This is a genomic window from Burkholderia ambifaria AMMD (assembly GCF_000203915.1).
Lineage (GTDB): Bacteria > Pseudomonadota > Gammaproteobacteria > Burkholderiales > Burkholderiaceae > Burkholderia > Burkholderia ambifaria.
Window position 1 is genome coordinate 812,132 of the sequence record NC_008391.1, and the last position, 21,741, is coordinate 833,872.

At 68.8% G+C, this 21,741-nt stretch carries 14 protein-coding genes; 5 read left to right on the forward strand and 9 right to left on the reverse strand.

The window, feature by feature from the left end:
• Window positions 1-6 precede the first annotated feature (6 nt).
• A complete protein-coding gene (locus BAMB_RS19690; protein WP_011658925.1) occupies window positions 7-306 on the forward strand; it encodes a DUF4148 domain-containing protein in 300 nt (99 codons plus the stop codon).
• A 101-nt stretch (window positions 307-407) separates the two neighbouring features.
• Here the strand turns inward: BAMB_RS19690 and BAMB_RS19695 are convergent, their stop codons facing one another.
• Window positions 408-2,192, reverse strand: a complete 1,785-nt coding sequence (locus tag BAMB_RS19695; protein ID WP_011658926.1) for a sensor domain-containing diguanylate cyclase — start codon at window positions 2,190-2,192, stop codon at window positions 408-410.
• Window positions 2,189-3,313: an extracellular solute-binding protein gene (locus BAMB_RS19700; protein ID WP_011658927.1), complete on the reverse strand. Its 1,125-nt coding sequence runs from the start codon at window positions 3,311-3,313 to the stop codon at window positions 2,189-2,191. Before BAMB_RS19700 ends, BAMB_RS19695 begins: the two co-directional genes overlap by 4 nt.
• Before the next feature lie 503 nt (window positions 3,314-3,816).
• Between BAMB_RS19700 and BAMB_RS19705 the strand changes: the two genes are divergently transcribed.
• From BAMB_RS19705 to BAMB_RS19720, 4 genes are all read left to right on the forward strand, one after another.
• Window positions 3,817-5,250 carry an aminotransferase-like domain-containing protein gene (locus BAMB_RS19705; protein ID WP_011658928.1) on the forward strand — a complete coding sequence of 478 codons (1,434 nt, stop codon included), beginning with the start codon at window positions 3,817-3,819 and terminating at the stop codon, window positions 5,248-5,250.
• A gap of 96 nt (window positions 5,251-5,346) precedes the next feature.
• Window positions 5,347-5,748, forward strand: a complete 402-nt coding sequence (locus BAMB_RS19710; protein WP_011658929.1) for a hypothetical protein — start codon at window positions 5,347-5,349, stop codon at window positions 5,746-5,748.
• A gap of 194 nt (window positions 5,749-5,942) precedes the next feature.
• Entirely contained in the window at window positions 5,943-7,727 is a 1,785-nt protein-coding gene (locus BAMB_RS19715; protein ID WP_011658930.1) for a nitrite/sulfite reductase, read from the forward strand.
• Window positions 7,724-8,185 (forward strand): DUF934 domain-containing protein, encoded by a 462-nt coding sequence (locus BAMB_RS19720; RefSeq protein ID WP_011658931.1) that lies wholly within the window; start codon window positions 7,724-7,726, stop codon window positions 8,183-8,185. Before BAMB_RS19715 ends, BAMB_RS19720 begins: the two co-directional genes overlap by 4 nt.
• A gap of 73 nt (window positions 8,186-8,258) precedes the next feature.
• On the opposite strand, the gene BAMB_RS19725 is transcribed toward BAMB_RS19720, so the two are convergent.
• From BAMB_RS19725 to BAMB_RS19755, 7 genes are all read right to left on the reverse strand, one after another.
• A complete protein-coding gene (locus BAMB_RS19725) occupies window positions 8,259-9,539 on the reverse strand; it encodes a virulence factor family protein (RefSeq protein ID WP_011658932.1) in 1,281 nt (426 codons plus the stop codon).
• The gene (gene mprF, locus BAMB_RS19730) at window positions 9,536-12,130 is read right to left on the reverse strand and encodes a bifunctional lysylphosphatidylglycerol flippase/synthetase MprF (RefSeq protein ID WP_011658933.1); all 2,595 of its coding nucleotides are present in this window, start codon (window positions 12,128-12,130) and stop codon (window positions 9,536-9,538) included. Before mprF ends, BAMB_RS19725 begins: the two co-directional genes overlap by 4 nt.
• A 359-nt stretch (window positions 12,131-12,489) precedes the next feature.
• Window positions 12,490-12,924 (reverse strand): hypothetical protein, encoded by a 435-nt coding sequence (locus tag BAMB_RS19735; RefSeq protein ID WP_011658934.1) that lies wholly within the window; start codon window positions 12,922-12,924, stop codon window positions 12,490-12,492.
• 108 nt (window positions 12,925-13,032) lie between these two features.
• On the reverse strand, window positions 13,033-17,226 hold the full coding sequence (locus tag BAMB_RS19740) for a bifunctional nitrate reductase/sulfite reductase flavoprotein subunit alpha (protein ID WP_011658935.1): 4,194 nt from the start codon (window positions 17,224-17,226) through the stop codon (window positions 13,033-13,035).
• Window positions 17,227-17,242: 16 nt separating this feature from the next.
• Window positions 17,243-17,590, reverse strand: a complete 348-nt coding sequence (gene nirD / locus BAMB_RS19745) for a nitrite reductase small subunit NirD (protein WP_011658936.1) — start codon at window positions 17,588-17,590, stop codon at window positions 17,243-17,245.
• 38 nt (window positions 17,591-17,628) lie between these two features.
• Entirely contained in the window at window positions 17,629-20,232 is a 2,604-nt protein-coding gene (gene nirB, locus BAMB_RS19750) for a nitrite reductase large subunit NirB (RefSeq protein ID WP_011658937.1), read from the reverse strand.
• A gap of 20 nt (window positions 20,233-20,252) precedes the next feature.
• Entirely contained in the window at window positions 20,253-21,578 is a 1,326-nt protein-coding gene (locus BAMB_RS19755; protein WP_011658938.1) for an MFS transporter, read from the reverse strand.
• Between the last annotated feature and the right edge of the window lie 163 nt (window positions 21,579-21,741).

Here is a 21,741-nt window from a genome sequence, read left to right on the forward strand (position 1 = left end):
GTCATCATGAAATCGCTCGTTTCCGCAGTTGTTGCCGCTGTCGCCCTGTCCGCTTCGTTCGGCGCATTCGCTCAAAGCACCGTCACCCGCGCACAAGTGCGCAACGAACTCGTCCAGCTCGAAAAGGCCGGCTACAAGCCGAGCCAGTCGAGCCCGCACTACCCGAACGACCTCCTGGCAGCCGAAGCACGTGTTCGCGCCGCCGATGGCAGCGGCTACGGCGCGCAAGCGGCCCCGGTCGTCCAGGGCGGCGCACCGGTAGTCAAGCCGCAGAACGCGCGCGACTCGGTCTACTTCGGCCACTAAGCCCGCCGCTGCGCGCACCGGGCGCAGTCCGCGCAAGCTACAGCGAGCCCGTCCCGCGACGGGCTCGTCGCGTTTGTGCCGCCCCAACGGCCGGCCTGCCGTCAGCGGCTGCCACCCGCCGCCATGCGGCCGGCCGCATCTGCGTCAACGCCACCGACGCCGCCACCCAGCAGCTCCTGATAACGCACGCACGCGCACTGCGCGGACGCCTTCGCCGCATACATCGCCGCGTCGGCCTTCACCAGCAGTTCCTCGGCGGACGCGCCATCGGCCGGATATTCGCTGACGCCGATGCTCGCCCCCACGGCCAGCAGCCGGTCGCCGAACTCCAGTTCCTCGGCCATCACGATCTGGATACGCGACGCGATATCGCCGATCACCGCCGGCGCTCGCACGTCCGACAGCAGCACGATGAATTCGTCGCCGCCGAGCCGCGCGGCCATGTCGCCGCTGCGCAGCACCTGGTTCAGCCGTTTCGCGACCGCGACGAGCGTGCGATCGCCGGCCGCATGTCCATGCTGGTCGTTGATCTGCTTGAAGCGATCGAGATCGACGAACATCACCGCCAGCCCCTCGCTCGCGGCGGCCGCATGCCGGATCGCGGCATCGAGATGCTCCATGAACAACAGGCGGTTCGGCAGACCGGTCAGCGGATCGTGACCGGCGAGGTGCGTGAGCTCGAGCTGCTTCGCGCGCAGCATCGCGACCTGCGTGCGGATCTCGACGCGCATGCTGTCGAAACAGCGCGCCAGCACGCCGATCTCGTCGGCCCGTGCAACGGGCAGCCGTTCGGCGGCCGGATCGTCGAACACGTGCGTGGCCGCGCGCGCGAGCATCTGCAACGGCCGCGTGATCGCGCGCGCGAACAGGATCGCGAGAATCACCGCCGCCACGCTCAGCAACAGCACCATCCGGATGATCCGTTCGCCGAGAATCGCGGCCGGCGCCAGCACGTCGGTGAGCGGACGCGCCATGCCGAGCACGACGAAGCGGTTGCCCTCGCTGTTGCCGAACGGCGTGCGCACGAACGCGAACATCTGGCCCGGCGCATCGTCGGGCTGCGCGAGACCGTCGAGCGTCACGTTCGTGCGCATGCCGACGAACAGCAGCCGCGTGGCGGGAAAGCTGTCCTGCATCAGCACGCGCCGCCCGCGATCGAAACCGAACGTCTGCGACGGATCGGGATGCACGATGAAATCGCCCCACTCGTTCGCGAGATACACCACGTAGTCTTCCGGCAAATCGCGCTCGAGCCGGTCGAACACGCGCGACAGTTCGATGTCGACGACCAGCGCGCCGACGACCTGGCCGAACGTGTCGACCACCGGTGTGCCCACGCGCAGGATCGGCAGCCCTTCGGCCGCATGCGAACCGGTCTCGTGATTGATTTCGATCGGCGACAGGTAGATATGACCGGGCGCCGTCGCGAGCGTATCGATCACGTAGGAAAACTGCCCTTTCTCCTGGAATGCATTCTCCGGCAGCACGACGACGCCGCGCGCGTCGCGATCGACCCGGATCCGTTCGAGCCCGTAGTCGCCGCGCGCGATCAACCGGATCTGCAGATACTCGGGGTGATTCCTCATGAAGCTGCGATACACGTGCTCGAGCCGCGTGCGCGGCGCGCGATCGGCGCTGTCGCCGCCGGCGACGAGCACCGACGACGGCAATTGCGCGAGCACGAGCGCATCGTCGGCCACGTCGGACAGGGCGGTCGTGAAGCGCTGTCCGAGCAAGTGCGTCGACATCAGCAGGCTGTGCTGCGCTTCCTGCACGAGCATCGTCCGGTTCGCGCGGTAGGTGTAGTAGCCGGTCGTGCCGGACGCGATCACGCCGATGCACGCGAACAGCACCGACAGCTTCGACGTGAGTCCGAGCATGATCATTTTTCGAACCACTCCGGCCGGTCGCCCGACACGATGCGGCTCCACAGCGACTCGCGCCGCGCGATGTCCTCGACCGGCTGGAGCCACACGAGGTGCTGATGGCCGGTCTGGAGACCGGATGGCGGCGCGAGCGTATTCGCAAGCCCCTGGCGCTCGGTCAGCAGCGCGCCGATCGCGGGCTCGAGCATGTAATTGATCCACGCGAACGCGAGCTCGCGATGCTCCGCGCCACGCGTGACGCCCCAGCAGTCGAGCCACGCGAGCGCGCCTTCGTCCGGAATCACGTAGCCCACATCCGCACCGGCGCGACGCAGTTGCTCGACCTGCTGCGTGCCGTAGTTGCCGAACATCAGCGCCGCGCGATGCCGGATGAACAGCGCGGTCGCTTCTTCGGGAAGCGTGTAATACGTGAGCAGGTTGCGTCGCAGATCGATCAGCTTGTGCGCGACGGCGAGCGTTTGCGAGGGTGACAGGTGAAACGGATCGGCATAGCCGAGCGCGAGCGCGGTGAACGAAAAATTATGCTGCGCGCTGTTGAAGTCGAGCACCTTGCCGCGGTAGCGCGGGTTCCAGAGCGCGAGCATCGAGCGCGGCGGGGCCGGCACCTGCTTGCGATCGTAGATCAGCCCCATCGACGAATACGTGAACGGAATCGCGTAGGTCGAGCCGTTGCGCACGAGGCCGCCGATCGTCGCGAGCTGCTGGAAATTCGGCAGTTGCCGCCGGCGGTTCGGGATCTGCGACAGGTCGATCGGCGTCAGCAGGTCGTCGTGCGCGTAGCGCTGGATCTCGGCCGTGTTGGCCGCGAGCACGTCGTACGGCGGTGGCGATGCGCTGTGCATCCGCGTCCACAACGCTTCGTCGGAATCGACGAACGTCACTTCGACGCGTACATGAAAGTGCGTCTCAAATGCATTGACGACATCGCTGTCCGCATAGCCGGGCCACGCGAGCACACGCAGCACGTTGTCGCCGACGACTTCGGGAGAAGCGGCACACGCAGGCAGGGCCGGCAGGCCCAGTGAGAAGACGACAAGCAACCGGCACACGGCACGGCGCGCACGCCGAGGCGCGCCGATTCCCCTGACCAATCGGTCCCCGTCCGAATTCCCCGTATGCATTCGACTTTCCTTTTTTCGAGTCGATGCGCGATCGTGCAACAAGACCATAAAAAATATAGCCGCGCAATTGGAACAAGCCGCACGCATGCCGTATCCGCGCAGCCGAAACGGCATACGTGCGTGCGTTCGATCGCGTGTCGTCGCACGCAAACGATCCCGTATCGGCGAATGAAGAATGATCAGGAGAAAGTCGTTACACGATGTCGGGCGGTTGCAGTTGCAACGAGGGCGGCATACGGCATGTAGGCGCACGCATTCGGTGCAGTCGATGCGGGTGTCCTCGCGCGAGTATGTTGATCGCATCGCCCACGTCGTCGCGATCATCGGCACGCACGCACCCGACACAACCGAACGCAGCCTGACTTGACGAAGCACAGGAAGCGCGACCGCCAGCCGCCGTCGCGCTTTCCTTTTCGGGCCGCCCGTCGGACAATGAGCGCGCCCGCCGGCGCGGCGCCGCACCGGCTCCCGCGCATGGCGGCCACGTGCTCCCGTCCGCACCGATGAAACGCTACGAAACCCTCGCCCACACGATCGCCGACGAAATCCGCAACGGTAACCTCGCGGTCGGCACGCGCCTGCCGTCGCTGCGGCAGATCATCGCGCAACATGGCGTGAGCCAGTCGACGGTGTTTCGCGCGTACTACCTGCTCGAACAGTGGGGGTTGATCCGCGCGCGCGAGCGCTCCGGTTATTACGTCGCGCCGGGCGCGAGCCCCGCGGCGAACGCGCCCGCGAAACGCCGCGCGAGCCGCGCCGGCGCGACGCGCAAGGTCGACATCAGCGATCTCGTGTTCTCCGTGCTCGACGCCGCGACGCAGCCCGGCATCGTGCCGCTCGGCTCCGCATTCCCGTCGCCGCAACTGTTTCCGCTGCAGCGCCTCGCGAAGTCGCTCGCGCAGGCGACGCGGCTCGTCAGCCCGTGGAGCACGGTCGTCGACCTGCCGCCCGGCAACGAGGCGCTGCGCCAGCAGATCGCGCGACGCTATCTGGCGACCGGCATCGCGCAGCCCGTCGACGAGATCGTCGTCACGAACGGCGCGCTGGAAGCGCTGAACCTGTGCCTGATGGCTGTCACGCGGCCGGGCGATATCGTCGCGGTCGAGTCCCCCGGCTTCTATGCGGCGCTGCAGGCGATCGAGCGGCTCGACCTGCGTGCGGTCGAGATTCCCGTCGATCCTCGCACGGGCCTCGATCTCGACGCGCTCGAGAACGCGCTGGAGCGACACGACATCCGCGCGTGCTGGTTCATGACCAATTTCCAGAATCCGACCGGCGTCACGCTGTCGGCCGACAAGAAACGCGCGCTCGTGGAGATGCTGGCCGCGCGCGAGGTGCCGCTGATCGAGGACGACGTGTACGGCGAGCTGCATTTTGGCGCCGACTACCCGCTACCCGCGCGCGCCTACGACCGCAACGGCCTCGTGATGCATTGCAGTTCGTTCTCGAAGACGCTCGCGCCCGGCTACCGGATCGGCTGGGCCGCGGCCGGCCGTTTCGCGGAAAAGGTGCAGCGGCTCAAGCTGATGACCACGCTGTCGGCGAGCATTCCCGCGCAGGCCGGCATCGCGAACTACCTGGAGCATGGCGGCTACGATCGTCACCTGCGCAAGCTGCGCGGTGCGCTGCAGACGCAGCTCGCCCGCATGGACGACGCACTGCGGCGCTGGCTGCCGCCCGGCGTGGAATGGGTGCGGCCGGACGGCGGATATTTTCTGTGGCTGTCGTTTCCCGAGGCGATCGACGCGATGGAACTGCATCGCCAGGCGATCGCGCGCGGCATCAGCTTCGCACCCGGGCCGCTGTTCTCGGCCGCGCACGGCTTCGAGCGCTGCGTGCGCGTGAACTTCGGCCATCCGTGGAGCCGCGACATCGAACGCGCGATCCGCGTGCTCGGCGAGCTTGTCGCCGAACCGGCGGTACGCAAGGCCGGGTAAGCCCCACGCAAGCCGCACGCGCACCGCCGCCGTGCAGCCGTCGCGCAACCGGGTTACATTGCGATCCCCTTCGCTCCTTCACACGAGTCCCATCTGATGAGCGCATTGCCCTACCTCGATCCCGCCGCGCTGCTGAAGCTCGCGGCCGAAGCCACCGGCGTCACGCAGCCGTGCACCTGCACGAAGACGTCGCTGGCGGGCTGGACGAGCCTGCCGCTGTCGCTGCCGGACGCACAGCTCGCCGAAGTGGCGACGCTCGCGCCGCCCGACGACCCCGAGCCGACCTACGACGAATACCATCCGGCCGGCACGCGCTACGCGTCCGACGACGCGCCGATCGCGCCGCGCCACTTCCCGTACAACCGCTGCGACGTCAGCCGCTGCGTGACGTGCGGCCGGCTGTATCTGCGCTATCAGGAAGGCGGCGGCTACTTCATCGACCAGCGCATCCGCGCACTCGATCCGGCGTTGATCGTCGACGCACCCGCGCAAGCCTGAATCTCACCCGGGCATGCGCCGCGCATGCCCGGCCTTCGCCGGCGCGCCACGATCTGCTGCGCCCTTTTCGTCCCGATCTGCTGCTTGTCCCGCCGCCTAGCGTTCCCTACGCTGTCTCCGGTTGCCCGACACCCGTCGCAACGTCCCCTCCCGAGCGGCGCCCCTGCGTCGTCGCTCATCTCGCGTATCACGTCATGTACCGATATACCGATTTCGACCGGGCGCTCGTGCACAGCCGCGCCGCCCAGTTCCGCGACCAGCTCGAGCGCTGGCAGCACGGCACGCTGAGCGAGGACGCGTTCCGGCCGTTGCGCCTGCAGAACGGCTGGTACGTGCAGCGCCATGCGCCGATGCTGCGCGTCGCCGTGCCGTACGGCGAACTGTCGAGCGCGCAGCTTCGCGTGCTCGCGCGGATCGCACGCGACTACGACGTGCCCGACGACGCCACCTATCGCGCCGCCTGCGACGCGCAGGCGTTGCTCGGCACGCTGCGCCTGCCGACCGGCAATGCGCACTTCACGACCCGCACCAACGTGCAGTTCAACTGGATTCCGCTCGCGAAGGCGGCCGACGTGATGGACCTGCTCGCGACCGTCGACATGCACGGGATCCAGACGAGCGGCAATTGCATCCGCAACATTTCCTGCGACGAACGCGCGGGCGTCGCGCCGGACGAGATCGCCGATCCGCGTCCGTTCGCCGAGGCGATGCGCCAGTGGACGACGCTGCATCCGGAATTCGCGTTCCTGCCGCGCAAGTTCAAGATCGCGATCACCGGCGCGGCCGAGGATCGTGCGGCGACTGACTGGCACGACGTCGGGCTGAAGCTCGTGCGCAACGACGCCGGCGAACTCGGCTTTCGCGTGAGCGTCGGCGGCGGCATGGGCCGCACGCCGCTGATCGCGACGCTGCTGCGCGCGTTCCTGCCGTGGCAGCACGTGATGAACTACATCGAGGCGATCGTCCGCGTGTACAACCGCTACGGGCGGCGCGACAACAAGTACAAGGCGCGCATCAAGATCCTCGTGAAGAGCGAGGGGCAGCGCTATATCGACGACGTCGAGGAAGAGTTCCGCCAGATCGTCGAGCACGACGGCGGCCCGCACACGATCCCGCAGGCCGAGTTCGACCGCATCGCGGCATCGTTCGTCCCGCCACGGCTGACGTCGCGCACGCTCGACCTCGACGCCGCCGAAGCGCGCATGACCGCGCACGCCAATCGCCATCCGGCGTTCGCGCGCTGGCTCGCGCGCAATGTCGCCGCGCACCGCGACCGCGCGCTGCGCATCGTCACGCTGTCGTTCAAGCGCCGCCTGCAGGCGCCCGGCGACGCGTCACCCGAGCAGCTCGACGCGCTCGCGGAGCTCGCCGATCGCTTCTCGGCCGGCGAGGCGCGCGTCACGCACGCGCAGAACATGGTGCTGCCGTGGGTGCACGTCGACGATCTGTTCCTGCTGTGGGAACACGCACGTGCGATCGGCCTGGCCAGCGCGAACGTCGGACTCCTGACCGACATGATCGCGTGCCCGGGCGGCGATTTCTGCGCGCTCGCGAACGCGCGCTCGATCCCGATCGCCGACGCGATCGCCGAACGGTTCCGGGATCTCGACATGCTGCACGACGTCGGCGACATCGACCTGCACATCAGCGGCTGCATCAACTCGTGCGGCCACCATCACAGCGGACACATCGGCATCCTCGGCGTCGACAAGGACGGCGCGGAGTGGTACCAGGTGACGCTCGGCGGCTCGGATGGTTCGAGCGCGAGCGGCCCCGCCCGGCCGGGCAAGGTGATCGGACCGTCGTTCTCTGCGGACGAGATCGTCGATGTCGTGGATGCGCTCGTCAACGTGTATCTCGACGCGCGGCTCGACGCCGACGGGCGCTGCGAGCGCTTCATCGACACGGTGCGCCGCATCGGCGCCGAACCCTTCAAGGCCGCGGCGAACGACGCACGTCACCACGCGGAGCACGCATGAAACCGACCGACGAACCCGCCGGCACGAACCCGCGCATCCGGCTGCTGACGCCGGCCGAACACGCCGACGATGCAAACGCGGCCGGCACTGCTGCCCTGACGATCGGCAACGACGAGGAACTGCCGCCGCTCGCCGCACGGATCGCGCAGGCCACGCGCATCGATTTGCATTTCCCGTCCTTCACCGACGGCCGCGCGTACAGCCAGGCGTACCTGCTGCGCAAGCGCTTCGGCTTCGCCGGCGACCTGCGCGCGACGGGCGACGTGCTGATCGATCAACTGCTGCTGATGGAGCGCACCGGGTTTTCGAGCGCGGTGCTGGCTGCCGATGCCGATCTCGCGGCCGCGCAGCGTCAGCTCGACCGGTTTCCCGGCTTCTATCAGCGCGACGCGAGAACGGCGACACCGCGGCAGGACGCCGCGACGCTAGCGGAAACGGAAAAGGAAACGGAAAAATGAAAACGGGCGGCCCGCAGGCCGCCCGTCCGATGAACCGCAAGCGCCGCGCCCGCCGCGAAGCGGGCGCCGGCGTTCAGCGCGCCGCCACCGGCTTGCCGAACGCGCCGAGGATCTTCTTCTCGAGCGCGATGTAGTCGTGGCCGAAGTGGTGGTCGCCGCCCGTCTTGATCACGTCGGCGCCGGTATTCGCGAGCGCCGGGCACATCGTGTCCTGCTCTTCCGCGCCGTAGAAGCACTGCACGAGCGACGGCGGCACCTTCGCGATTTCCGGCGCGACCTTCATCGCCTTGTCGCTCGCCGGCATCCCGAGCCAGCCCGTCACGCGGATCTGGAAATCCGCCGCCGGCGCGAAACCGAGCAGCGACATCACCGCGACCTTGTCACGCAGGTCGGCCGGCAGCCGGTTGTACGCGAACGGCATCACGTCCGCGCCGAACGAGTAGCCGACCAGCGCCACGCGGTTCGCATGCCAGCGCGCCATGTACGTGCGCATCACGCGCGCGAGGTCGCGGCTCACCTGTGCGGGCGGCTTCTCGCTCCAGAAATAGCGCAGGCTGTCGATGCCGACCACCGACACGCCGTCGCGCTGCAGCGCCTCGGCGATCGTCTTGTCGAGATCGCGCCAGCCGCCGTCGCCCGAGATCACGATCGCGAGGCGGTCGCTGCCGCCCTTGGCCGGCAGCTCGACGAGCGGCAGGTCCGACACGTCGAGCTCGTCGTTGCTGCTGGTGTCGTGCAGGTGCGACGTGACGAGCGACACGAGCTTCGCGGTGTCGCCGGCCGCGGCCGTTTCGACGAAGCCCGGCATCGCGCGGCGCACGATCGTCGGATCGGGCGGGCACGGCTTGAAGCGCGCATCGAGCTTCGCCGCCGGCTGGACCGACACGACGCCAGCGATCGTATTCTCCGGCGCCATCGACAGGATCTGCTTCGCGATCGCGCCGCCCTGGCCCACGCCCGCGACGATCGGCGTGTAGTAACGCGCCGATTGCGCGAGGCGTTCGAGCTGGTGGCTGACTGCCTCGGCGTCGCCGTCGAGATGGTGACAGGTTTCCTGCTTCGCGGCGAGATTCGCCGCATAGCGCGCCGAATCCACGCCGACCGTCATCGCGCCCGCTTTCGCGAGCGCGTCGGCCGCCTGCTGGTCGGCGGCACCCCAGCCGCGCTCACGCGAGAACAGCACGACGAAGCCGCGCAGCGGACCGCTCGGCTTCGTCACGGTCACGGGGCCGTAGCGGCCGCCCGACACGGTTTCCGGTTTCGCCGCCGCCGGCTGCGCCGCGAGTGCGGCGCCGGCCAGCATCATTCCCGCACAGGCGACCGCCGCCTGCGCGATACCCTTCTTCAACATCATGAGCGCCGACCTCCAGCCAGCAGGGACAGGTCCGCGAGCGTGACGAACACGCCGACCGAGCCCGAGGCCGCGAGATAGCGCGGCTCCCAGTGCGGCTCGAACTTGCTCTTGAATGCACGCAAGCCACGGAAGTTGTAGAAGCGGCCGCCGAAGCGCCAGACCATCAGCCCGAACCGGTGCCACGGCGACGGCATCTTCGCCGCCCCCATCCCCGAGAACGGCGCGATACCCAGGCTCAGCTTGAGGAACCCCGCTTCCTTCAGATGCAGCGCGAGCTGCGTAAACAGATACTCCATCGCATACGGCGACGCTTCCGGCAGGTGACGCATCACGCCGACCGTCGCCTCGGTGTTGAGGTCGGTCGTCATGAACGTGACGAACGCGATCGGCTTGTCGGCCTGGCGCACCAGCATCACCGACTGCGTCGCGAGATAGCCGTCGTGGAACGCGGCCACCGAGAAGCTCTTCTCGCGCGCATCGCGGCTGTCGAGCCAGCCGTCCGAGATGTCGCGCAGCGCCGGCAGCGCGGCCGGCACGTCGCACGGCGCGATCACCTCGACACTCAGCGCGTCCTTGTCGCCGCGGCGCAGCGCGTAGCGCAGGTGCGAACGGTTCGAGCCCTTCAGGTCGAACCGGTCGAGCGCGATGTGCGCTTCCTCGCCGAGCTTCATCAGCGTGAGCCCCGCGTCGAGGTACAGCGGCAGCGCGTTCGCGCGCACCTGGTAGAACGCCGCGCGGCCGCTGTGCGCATGCGCCAGCGCAATGAACTTGCTGATCAGCGCCGGCCATTCCTCGCGCGGGCCGACCGGATCGTGCAGCGCGGCCCACGTGCGGCCGTTTTTCGCGTACATCAGGAACGCGCGGCGCGATTCGGAGAACAGGAACGACTTGTCGCCCATCAGCGCGAGGCCCGCATCGCTGCACTCCTGCGCGCGGATGATCTGCTCGGCGTCGAGCAGATCCTGCGCGACCGGCTTCACGAAACGGCCCGGCGCGGGGCGCAGCAGCTGCCACAGCGCGAACAGCGCGACGAACACGCCGGACGCGAGCGTGGCGCGCAGCGCGCGCGGCGCCCGTGCGTCGAACGAGAAATGCGACCACAGATCGCGCGTGTACGGCACATCGCGGAACGCGAAGCACAGCACCCACACCGCGAGGATCAGCACCATCGTCACCGACACGAACCAGCTCACCGTGAAGCGCTCGGCGAGCAGCGACGAATGCCGGCTGAAGCGGCGGCGGCTGACGAGCAGCAGCACCAGCAGCGTGCCGAGCACGCCGGCCTCGACGAACGCGAGGCCCTTCGCCAGCGACAGCGCGAGGCTCGCGAGCGTCAGCGCGAAGGTCATCCACCACGCGCCGTCCAGCCGGCGCAGCAGCCCGCGCGCGACGAACAGCAGCGCGACACCCAGCACGCTGCAGATCACCTGCGAGCCTTCGAGCACCCACAGCGGCACGATGTTGCGCAGGATCGCGATCCGATGCCAGAACGCGGGCGTCGCGCTCGAGATCACCAGCATCCCGCCGACCGCGAAGGTCACGAGGCTCAGGAACAGCGGCGCCAGTTGCGACACGCGCGCGGCCTGCCGCGACACGAGCCGGCGCCGCAGCGCGCGGCCCTCGAAGCCGGCCAGCAGGCCGGCCGACAGCACGAGCGGCACGCCGAAGTAGATCGCGCGATAGGCGATCAGCGCGGCGACCATTGCGTGCGCGGGCACTTCGCGGCCCAGCGTGAACACCATCGCGGCTTCGAACACGCCGATCCCGCCCGGCGTATGACCGATCATCCCGAGCAGCAGCGCGGCCGCGTAGACCGTGATGAAGGTCGGGAAGCCGACCGGCGCGACCGGCAGCAACACCCACAGCGTCAGGCCGGCGGCCACGACGTCGAGCACCGCGTAGACGACCTGCGCGACGAGGTCGCGCCGTGCCGGCACGTCGAACGCGAGCCATTTGAAGCGCGTGACGACCGGACGCGCGGTGTTGCCGCACAGCGCGACCACAACGGCCAGCACCACGAGCAGCGCGGCGCCGCTCCACGTGAGCACACCCGGTGCGACATGCAGCATCGCGGCGAGCGTCTGCGGCACGCAGACCATGCCGACCGCCGTCATCAGCACCAGCGCGAGTGCGAGCGTGCCGCTGGTGAATACCGTCATCCGGCCGATCTGCGCGGGCGTGACGCCCGACACGCCGTACACGCGCGCGCGCACGGCGCCGCCCGTGAGCGCGCCGAAGCCGGTCGCGTTGCCGAGCGCGGAGCCGGCGATCGAGCCGATCCACAGCGCGGCGCGCGGCACCTTCGCGGCGACGTAGCGTAGGCCCACCGCATCGCGGGCGACGAGCGCGAGATAGCTGAGGGCCGTCGCGGCGAGCGATGCGCCCCATTCGCCGACGGACATGTGGCGCAGCTGGCGGATCACCGACCGGTAGTCGACGGATTCGGACAGGTGCTGGAAAACCACGATCAGCAGCAGGCCGATGCCGAGCGCGAGCAGCGGCGACAGCACGCGCTCGTTGCGGATCAGCGTCGACACACGGGCGAGCGCCGCCGCGGCGCGGCCGGGCGGACCAGAGTGGCGGGAAGACATAGATTGTTCAGTGGCGGTGCATAGCTTGTCGCGGCGCGGGACGGCCGGGCGGCGACGAATCTTGGTTGTTGTGCGAGGGCGGCCGGCTTAGGTCCAAAGCACGGGCGCCTGAATCAGAACTGACGAGTATACGGAACTTATATTACAGAATCTTTCGGTCTCGCACCGGGCGGTTGGGCGCGGCAGGTGCATCAAATCATGCGCATGGTGCGCATCATACCGGGAACCGCCCGAGATTTTTCGTCGGTTGACTGACGAATCGCCCATTCGGGAAGAATTCTCCCGGCCGCCCCGCCCGAATGAGCAAAAACCGCGAGCCCGCGCGGGTTCAGCGAAAGGGGACGGATCTTGACGCGTCGTCATTTCGCCCGCTCATGCTCCGCCAGCCCGATCGCCTTGTAGTCGTAGGTCGGGTAGAACTCGGTGCGGTAAGCGCCCCACGCCGTGTCCTCGAGCACGCGATTGACCTCCCGCACGCGCGACGCGGGCAACCGCAACACGACGATCTGCCCGATCCCCATCGCCACGGTCCAGCTCACCACCTCGACGCCCGGCGGCGGAAACGCCTTGTAGAACCCCTGCTTTGCAAGTTGCGCGTTCAGCTCGGCGAGCGGGCGCGACTGGTCGTGCTTGAGAAAGACCGTCAGCAGCACCGCGTTGTCGGGCGTCGCGGCAGCCGTGCTCGTCGGCACGGTCGACGTCTGGCCGACAGCGGGCGCGCAGCCGAGTGCGGCGGCGGCCAGCGATGCGGTAATCACGAGGGTTCGAAGCGGGAAATTCCGGCGTGCCGTCATGACGCGACTCCTGGGCTGCGTGAGTGAAGCCGCCATCATGCGCCGTCCGGCGCATCGTTGCAGGGCCGGCCGTGGCGCCGGCACGATCCGACCGTGCCGCCGATACGCTCAGTACACGTCCCGCATGTAGCGCCGCGCCTTCGCGAGCCGCGCGACGTAATCGTTCGCGGCTTCGTCCGACATCCCGCCGTGCTCGGCGACGACCGCCTTCAGCGCGGTATCGACATCCTTCGCCATCCGCGCGGCGTCGCCGCACACGTAGAAGTGCGCGCCCTCCTCCAGCCACCTGTACAGCTCGGCGCCCTGCTCGCGCATCCGGTCCTGCACGTAGATCTTGTCGGCCTGGTCGCGCGAGAACGCGAGATCGAGCCGCGTCAGGAAGCCGCTGTCGCGCATCGCTTCGAGCTCGTCGCCGTAGTAGAAGTCGGTCTGCGCATGCTGCTCGCCGAAGAACAGCCAGTTGCGTCCGCGCGCGCCGCGCGCCTGCCGCTCGTGCAGGAAGCCGCGGAACGGCGCGACGCCCGTGCCGGGGCCGACCATCACGACCGGCACGTCGCCGTTCACCGGCGGCCGGAAATGCGCGGACTTCTGCACGAACACCGGCACGCGTCCGTCGTCCGCGCGATCGGCGAGGAACGTCGACGCGACGCCTTTGCGCGCGCGCCGGCCGTTGTGATAGCGCACGGCCGACACCGTCAGGTGGATCTCGCCCGGGTGCGCGCTCGGGCTCGACGCGATCGAATACAGCCGCGGCTGCAGCCGCTTCAGCATCGCGACCAGCTCCGCGCCCGACAGCTCGACCGGAAACTCGTGCAGCACGTCCGCCAGCTGTTGCCCCCACAACCATTGCTTCAGGTCGGCCTTGCGATCGTCGCCGAGCAGCGCCTTCAGCGCGCCGTTCGCGCTGCGCGATGCAATGAACGCGAGCGTATCGGGGTGCGGGCGCGTGATGTCGAAGTGGCGCGCCAGCGCCTCGCCCAGGCGCATGTCGCCGACGCCGTCGATCGACACCGGCGCGTCGGCCTTCAGCGCGGTGACCGACAGCAACTCGTCGACCAGCTCCGGGCAGTTGGTCGGCCACACGCCGAGCGCGTCGCCGGCTTCGTATTCGAGGTTCGCGCCTTCGGTCGACAGCGACACGTAGCGCGTGTCCTTCGCGGCGCCCGGCCGGTTGAGCCGCAGGTTCGCGACGAGCTTCGACGGCGCCGGACGCGCCTTGGTCGGCAGCAGCCCCGACGCGCTCAATCCGGCGGACGGCACCGCGTGCAGCGCCGCATCCGCATCCTTGATCCGGGCGACCACGCGTTCGAGCCACTGATCCGCCTCGCGCTGGAACTCGACGTCGCAATCGACGCGTGCGCACAAGCGCGCAGCACCGAGCTCCGCGAGCCGTGCATCGAGCCGGCGGCCGTGGCCGCAGAACTGGTCGTAGTTGCGATCGCCGAACGCGAGCACCGCGAAGTGCACGCCGTCGAGGCGCGCGGCGCCGTCGGCCTGCAGCGCATCCCAGAACTCGCTGCCGTTGTCGGGCGCATCGCCGTCGCCGAACGTGCTCGTCATCAGCAGCACGTATTGCGCGCCAGCCAGCGACGCGACCGGATAGTCGGACATGCACGCGGTGCGGATCTCGAAGCCCGCATTCATCAGCTGCGTCGCGTAGTCCTCGGTCAGCGATTCGATGTTGCCCGTCTGCGACGCCCACAGCAGCACGACCTTCGGACGCGTGCGCACGATCCGCACGCCGCCGGGCGCGGCGGCCTCGGCCGGCAGCGCGGGCGCCGCACCCTCCGCCGGGTGGGCGGGCAGCGAGCGGCTGAACAGCCCCGCGAGCATCCCGTCGAGCCAGAACCGCACCGGCGGCGCGAGCGGCGCGCCGGCCGGCAGCACCGGCACGCCGCCTTCGCGCCGCCCCGCGCTCGCCTTCAGCCCGCTGACGAGGCCGGCCACGTACAGGCGCTCCGCCTCGGTGAGCGGCGGCGGCGCGAGATCGGCCACGCCGAGCGCCGCCGCGAAAGTGTCGAGGTCTGCCATGTCGGATTCCTGTGAAGCCGTGATCTGCACCGATGCCGGCGCGGGCCGCGCATCGGCATCGGCCGCGCTGGCATCGGGCCGCGCCGTGTCGTCGTCGGCGGACGCGAACGCGTCCGTGTCGACGCGCGTCAGTGCGACCGCGCAGTATTTCAATTCGGGTTGCTGCGATTCCGGATCGATCGCGTCGTTCGTCACCGCGTTGATGCACAGGTCGTCGCCGTACACGTCGTTCCAGTGCATCGGCGCGAAGCAGTTGCCGCGCTGCACGCGCTCAGTCACGACGGCCGGCAGCACCGCGCGGCCGCGCGCCGAACGGATCTCGACGCTGTCCTTCGTCGCGATGCCGAGCGCGCCCGCGTCGTCCGGATGCAGCTCGACGAACGGACGCGGATTGAGCTTGTTCAGCATCGGCACCTTGCCCGTCTTCGTCATCGTGTGCCATTGATGCTGCAGCCGCCCGGTGTTCAGCACGATCGGGAACGTGTCGTCCGGCAGTTCGGCCGGCGCGACGTGTGGCCGCGCGAAGAAGCGCGCCTTGCCCGACGGCGTCGGGAACGCGATGCGCGGCGCATCGTGCCCGCCGTCGGCCGCGCGCGGCGTCTGGCTCACGCCGTCGTTCAGGTAGCGGATCGGGTGCCGCTCGCGCGCGGTGCCCGGCGCGACCGGCCATTGCACCGGGCCGTCGCGCAGCGCCGCATGGCTCGCGCCGCGCAGGTCGTAGCCGGTCGCCGGATTCGAAAAGCGCACGATCTCGTCGAACACGTCGGCCGCCGACGCATAGTCGAACGCATCGCCGAAGCCCATCGCGCGCGCGACCTCCGCGACGATGCGCCAGTCGGGCAGCGCGTCGCCGGGCGGCGCGATCGCGGCGCGCATCAGCGTCATGTTGCGCTCGGAGTTGACCATCACGCCGTCGCCCTCGGCCCACAGCGCGCCGGGCAGCAGGATGTCCGCGTAGCGGTTGGTCTCGGTGTCGAGGAACGCGTCCTGCGCGATCACCAGCTCAGCGGCCTGCAGCCCCGCGATCACGTTCTGCCGGTTCGGCACGGTCGCGACCGGATTCGTGCAGACGATCCAGCACGCCTTGATGTCGCCGGCCGCCATCCGCTCGAACAGGTCGACCGTGCCGTTGCCGGTTTCCTTGCGCAGCGTGCCGGCCGGCACGCGCCACAGGTTCTCGACGAAGCGCCGGTCGTCGTCGGACAGCACCGAGCGCTGGCCCGGCAGGCCGGCGCCCATGTAGCCCATCTCGCGCCCGCCCATCGCGTTCGGCTGGCCGGTCAGCGAAAATGGCCCGCTGCCCGGGCGGCAGATCGTGCCCGTCGCGAGATGCAGGTTGCAGATCGCGTTGGTGTTCCACACGCCGTGCGTGCTCTGGTTGAGCCCCATGGTCCAGCAGCTCATCCATTCCTGCGCGTCGCCGATCCATTGCGCGGCCGTGCGGATGTCGGCTTCGGCGAGCCCCGTGATTTCGGCGACGCGCTCAGGCGTGTAGTCGGCGAGGAACGCGGGCATCGCGTCCCAGCCTTCGGTGTACGCGTCGATGAACGCGGCATCGGTGCGGCCGTTCGCGTGCAGCAGGTGCAGCAGTCCGTTGGTCAGCGCGAGATCGGTGCCAGGCCGGATCTGCAGGAACAGGTCGGCCTTGTCGGCGGTGCCGGTGCGGCGCGGATCGACGACGATCAGCTTCGCGCCGGCCTTCACGCGATCCATCATCCGCAGGAACAGGATCGGGTGGCAGTCGGCCATGTTCGCGCCGATCACGAAGAACAGGTTCGCGCGATCGAAGTCCTGGTACGACCCGGGCGGGCCGTCCGCGCCGAGCGACTGCTTGTAGCCGGTGCTCGCGCTCGCCATGCAGAGGCGCGAGTTCGACTCGATGTTGTTGGTGCCGACGAAGCCCTTCGCGAGCTTGTTCACGAGGTATTGCGCCTCGATCGACATCTGCCCCGACACGTAGAACGACAGCGCATCGGGCCCGTGCGTGTCGAGCACCGCGCGCAGCCGCCGCGCGGTTTCGGCGATCGCGTCGCGGGCCGGCAGCGGCACGAGATCGTCCTCCCGCGCGCGCCGCACGAACGTGCGATCGAGCCGCCCGGAGCGGCGCAACGCGACGTGCGCGGACGAGCCCTTCGTGCACAGCCGCCCGAAGTTGGTCGGATGCTCGGAGTCGCCGGACACCTTGACGACCTCGCCATCCTCGACGTGCAGCACCATTCCGCAGCCGACACCGCAGTACGGGCACACGCTCTTGATGGGGGTGGCGCTCATGCGTGCTCCGGGGCTCTCAGGCGGCAATCCACACGAACCCGTCCTCGATCCGCGACGGATACGCGCTCACCGACTTCTCGGGCGCTTCCAGGCATTCGCCGGTACGCAGGTCGAAATGCTGTTTGTACAGCGGCGACGCGACGACCACGCGCTCGCCGAGGCTGCCGATCAGCCCGCGCGACATCACGGCCGCCTGCGACACCGGGTCGACGTTGTCGATCGCGAACACGCCGCCGGCTTCAGCATGCGCGACGTGAAACACCGCGACCTGCTCGCCGTTGACGAGCGCGCACACGCCGGTGTTCGGCACGATGTCGTCGAGCGGGCACACACGGGTCCAGGACAGGGGAAGACGATCGTTCATGATGGGCTCCTTGGAAAAGACGCGGGTGTCGGTCAGGGTCAAACGGTTGCCGATTCGGTTGCAGATTCAGTTGCGGACTCCGTGGCCGCTTCGGCGACAACGGGAATCCGGACGGGCCTGCCGCCCACGCGCTCGTCGGGCGTCGCGGGACGGATCTGGCCGCGCGTCTCCACGAATGCGATGGTCGCGTCGGGCGCGTCGCTGTTCACGAAGTGGCGGAAGCGTTTGCGCGTTTCCGGATCGGTGACGGCCTTCTTCCATTCGCATTCGTAGGTGTCGACCACGTGCTGCATGTCGGCCTCGAGTTCGGCCGCGATGCCGAGCTTGTCGTGCACGACGACGTCGGTCAGGTAGTCGAGCCCGCCTTCGAGGTTGTCGCGCCACACGCTGGTGCGCTGCAGCCGGTCGGCGGTGCGCACGTAGAACATCAGGAAGCGGTCGATGTAGCGGATCAGCGTGGCACGGTCGAGGTCGGACGCGATCAGTTCCGCGTGGCGCGGCTTCATCCCGCCGTTGCCGCACACGTACAGGTTCCAGCCCTTCTCGGTCGCGATGATCCCGATGTCCTTGCCCTGCGCTTCCGCGCACTCGCGCGTGCAGCCCGACACGCCGAACTTGATCTTGTGCGGCGCGCGCAAGCCCTTGTAGCGGTTCTCGATGTCGATCGCGAGGCCGACCGAATCGTCGACGCCGTAGCGGCACCACGTCGAGCCGACGCACGACTTCACGGTGCGCACCGACTTGCCGTACGCATGCCCCGATTCGAAGCCGGCGGCAATCAGCTCTTCCCAGATCGACGGCAACTGCTCGACGCGCGCGCCGAACAGGTCGACGCGCTGGCCGCCCGTGATCTTCGTGTAGAGGCCGTACTTGCGCGCGACCTGGCCGACCGCGATCAGCCCTTCCGGCGTCACCTCGCCGCCCGGCATGCGCGGCACGACCGAGTACGTGCCGTCGCGCTGGATGTTCGCGAGGTAGTAGTCGTTCGAGTCCTGCAGCCCCGCATGCTCCTTCTTCAGCACGAACTCGTTGAAGCACGACGCGAGGATGCCCGCGACGGCCGGCTTGCACACGTCGCAGCCCAGGCCGCGACCGTGCTTCGCGAGCAGTTCGCCGAAGGTCGTGATGCGCTCGACGCGGATCAGGTGGAACAGCTCCTGGCGCGAATGCGGGAAGTGCTCGCACAGATGGTTGTTGACCGCGAGGCCCTGCTTCTTCATCTCGGCCTTCATGATCTGCGTGACGAGCGGCACGCAGCCGCCGCACGACGTGCCCGCGCCCGTGCACGATTTCAGTGCGCCGAGGCTCGTCGCGCCGTCGGCCACCGCCGCGCAGATCTGCGACTTCGACACGTTGTTGCACGAGCAGATCTGCGCGCCGTCCGGCAGCGCATCCACGCCGATCGCCGGCTTGGCTGCGCCATCCGATGACGGCAGGATCAGGAATTCCGGCGACTCGGGCAACTCGATGCGGTTCAGCATCATCTGCAGCAGCGTGCCGTATTCGGCCGCGTCGCCGACCATCACCGCGCCATGCAGGAACTTGCCGCAATCCGACACCACCAGCTTCTTGTAGACCTGGCGACGCTCGTCCGCATACTGGTAGGTGCAGCTGCCGGCCGTCGTGCCGTGCGCGTCGCCGATGCTCGCGACGTCGACGCCCATCAGCTTGAGCTTCGTGCTCATGTCGGCGCCGGCGAATGCGGCCGCTTCGTCAGCGTCACCCGCGAGCTGCTTCGCGACCACGCGCGCCATGTCGTAGCCCGGCGCGACGAGGCCGTACACCATGCCGTTCCAGGCCGCGCATTCGCCGATCGCGTAGATGTCGGCGTCGCTCGTGCGGCACGCGTCGTCGATCGCGACGCCGCCGCGCGGGCCGATCTCCAGGCCGCACGCGCGTGCCAGTTCGTCGCGCGCGCGGATGCCGGCCGAGAACACGATCATGTCGGTGTCGAGATGCGAGCCGTCGGCGAACGCCATCCGATGGGTACCTTCTTCACCGTCGACGATCTCGAGCGTGTTCTTGCCCGTATGCACGGTCACGCCGAGCGCCTCGATCTTCGCGCGCAGCATCCGGCCGCCGCCGTCGTCGACCTGCACGGCCATCAGTCGCGGCGCGAATTCGACGACGTGCGTCTCGAGCCCCATGTCGCGCAGCGCCTTCGCGCATTCGAGGCCGAGCAGCCCGCCGCCGATCACCACGCCACGCTTCGCGTGCGCGCCGCACGCCTGCATCGCCTCGAGATCCTCGATCGTCCGGTACACGAAGCAGCCCGGGCGGTCGCGGCCCGGCACCGGCGGCACGAACGGACGCGAGCCCGTCGCGAGCACCAGCTTGTCGTACGCGAGCGTCTCGCCCGACGCGAGCGTGACCGTGTGCGCGGCGCGGTCGATCGACGCGACGCACGCGTTCAGGCGCAGGTCGAACTGCGGATGGCGTTCGAAGAAGCCGGGCTCGACGAGCGACAGGTCGTCCACCGACTTGCCCGCGAAGAATTCCGACAGGTGCACGCGGTCGTATGCCGGGCGCGGCTCCTCGCCGAGCACCGTGACCTGCAGCGCATCCGCCGCGCCGGCTTGCGCCGCGACGCATTCGAGGAGCTTGTGGCCGACCATTCCGTGGCCGATGACGATGAGTTTCATGATGGCGTTTCCTCGGTCGATCAGTTCGCGGCTTGAGCGGCGGCCAGCGCGCGATCGCGCAGCTCGGCCTCGCGTGCCTTGTGTTCTTCGCTGAAGCGCACGGCCATCGCGCACAACGCGGTCGCGGTGACGGCGAGCCCGAGCAGGCTCAGCGTGTGCTGCACGTCGCCGACGCCTTTGAGCAGGAACGACGCGGCCACCGCGCCGACGTTGCCGCCCGCGCCGATGATCCCCGCGACGCCGCCGAGCGCCTTGCGGTCGATGAACGGCACGAGCGCATAGGTCGCGCCGCAGGCCATGTGCGTGAAGAGGCCGAAGGTCAGCATCGCGACGAGCGCCATGCCGATGCCTTGCGCATGCGAGAACCAGATCAGCCCGAGCCCTTCGCCGACGATCAGCGCGCACAGCAGCGCCGCGCGCACGTCGAGGCTGCGGCGCGTGGCGATCTTGTCCGACAGCCAGCCGCCGAGCGCGCGGGCGAACAGCGCGAGCATCCCGAACAGGCCGACCGCGAAGCCGGCATCCTTCAGCGACAGGTGGAAGTGGTCGACGTAGTACAGCGCGGCGATGTTGTGGATGAACACCTCGACGCCGAAGCACGCGCCGTACGTGACGAACAGCATCCACACGCGATAGTTGCCGCACGCCGCGAAGAAGCTCGCCCAGCCGCCCTTCTTGCCGCTGTCGACCGTCACGCCCTGCTTGCGCAGCGCGACGAAGTCGCCTTGCGGGCAGTCCTGCGTGAAGCGCCAGTACGCCCAGGCCATCGCGAGCATCGCGACGCCCGGCACGATCAGCGCGATGCGCCACGACGCGCTGTCACCGAAGCCGAGGATCAGGCCGGCCGCGACGAGCAGCGGCATCATCGCCTGCGTCGCGCCCGCACCGGCGTTGCCCCAGCCGGCCGTCGTCGCGTTCGCGGTGCCGACCACGTTCGGCGCGAACATCACCGACGTGTGGTACTGCGTGATCACGAAGCCGGCGCCGATCGCGCCGATGCCCAGGCGGCAGATCAGGAACCACAGATAGTCGTGCGTAAACGACACCGCGAACACGGGAATCGCGCCGAGCACGAGCAGCCCGGCATACACGCGACGCGGGCCGAAGCGGTCGCACAGCGGGCCGACCAGCAGCCGCACGGCGATCGTCGCGGCCACCGCGGCGATGTTGATGTTCGCAACCTGTGCCGCGGTGAGGTGGAATTCGCGCGCGATCAGCGGCATCAGCGGCGCGCATGCGAACCATGCGAAGAAGCACACGAAGAACGCCATCCACGTCATGTGGAATGCGCGCATCGGCGCGGTGCGGAACGAGAAGAGATCGATACGGGTAGCTTTGTCGGTCATGTCATCCGCCAAACGAAAAACGGCGTCCTGCGCACCCGGTCTCGTCGAGAGACCCGATGCGTAGGACGCCGTTGCCCATGAAGAAGCCCGTTGCCGGGCGCGTTCAGTAATCGGTGCTGCGGACGAATCGCCGTTGATTCGCCCGGACCACCTAACGCAAGCG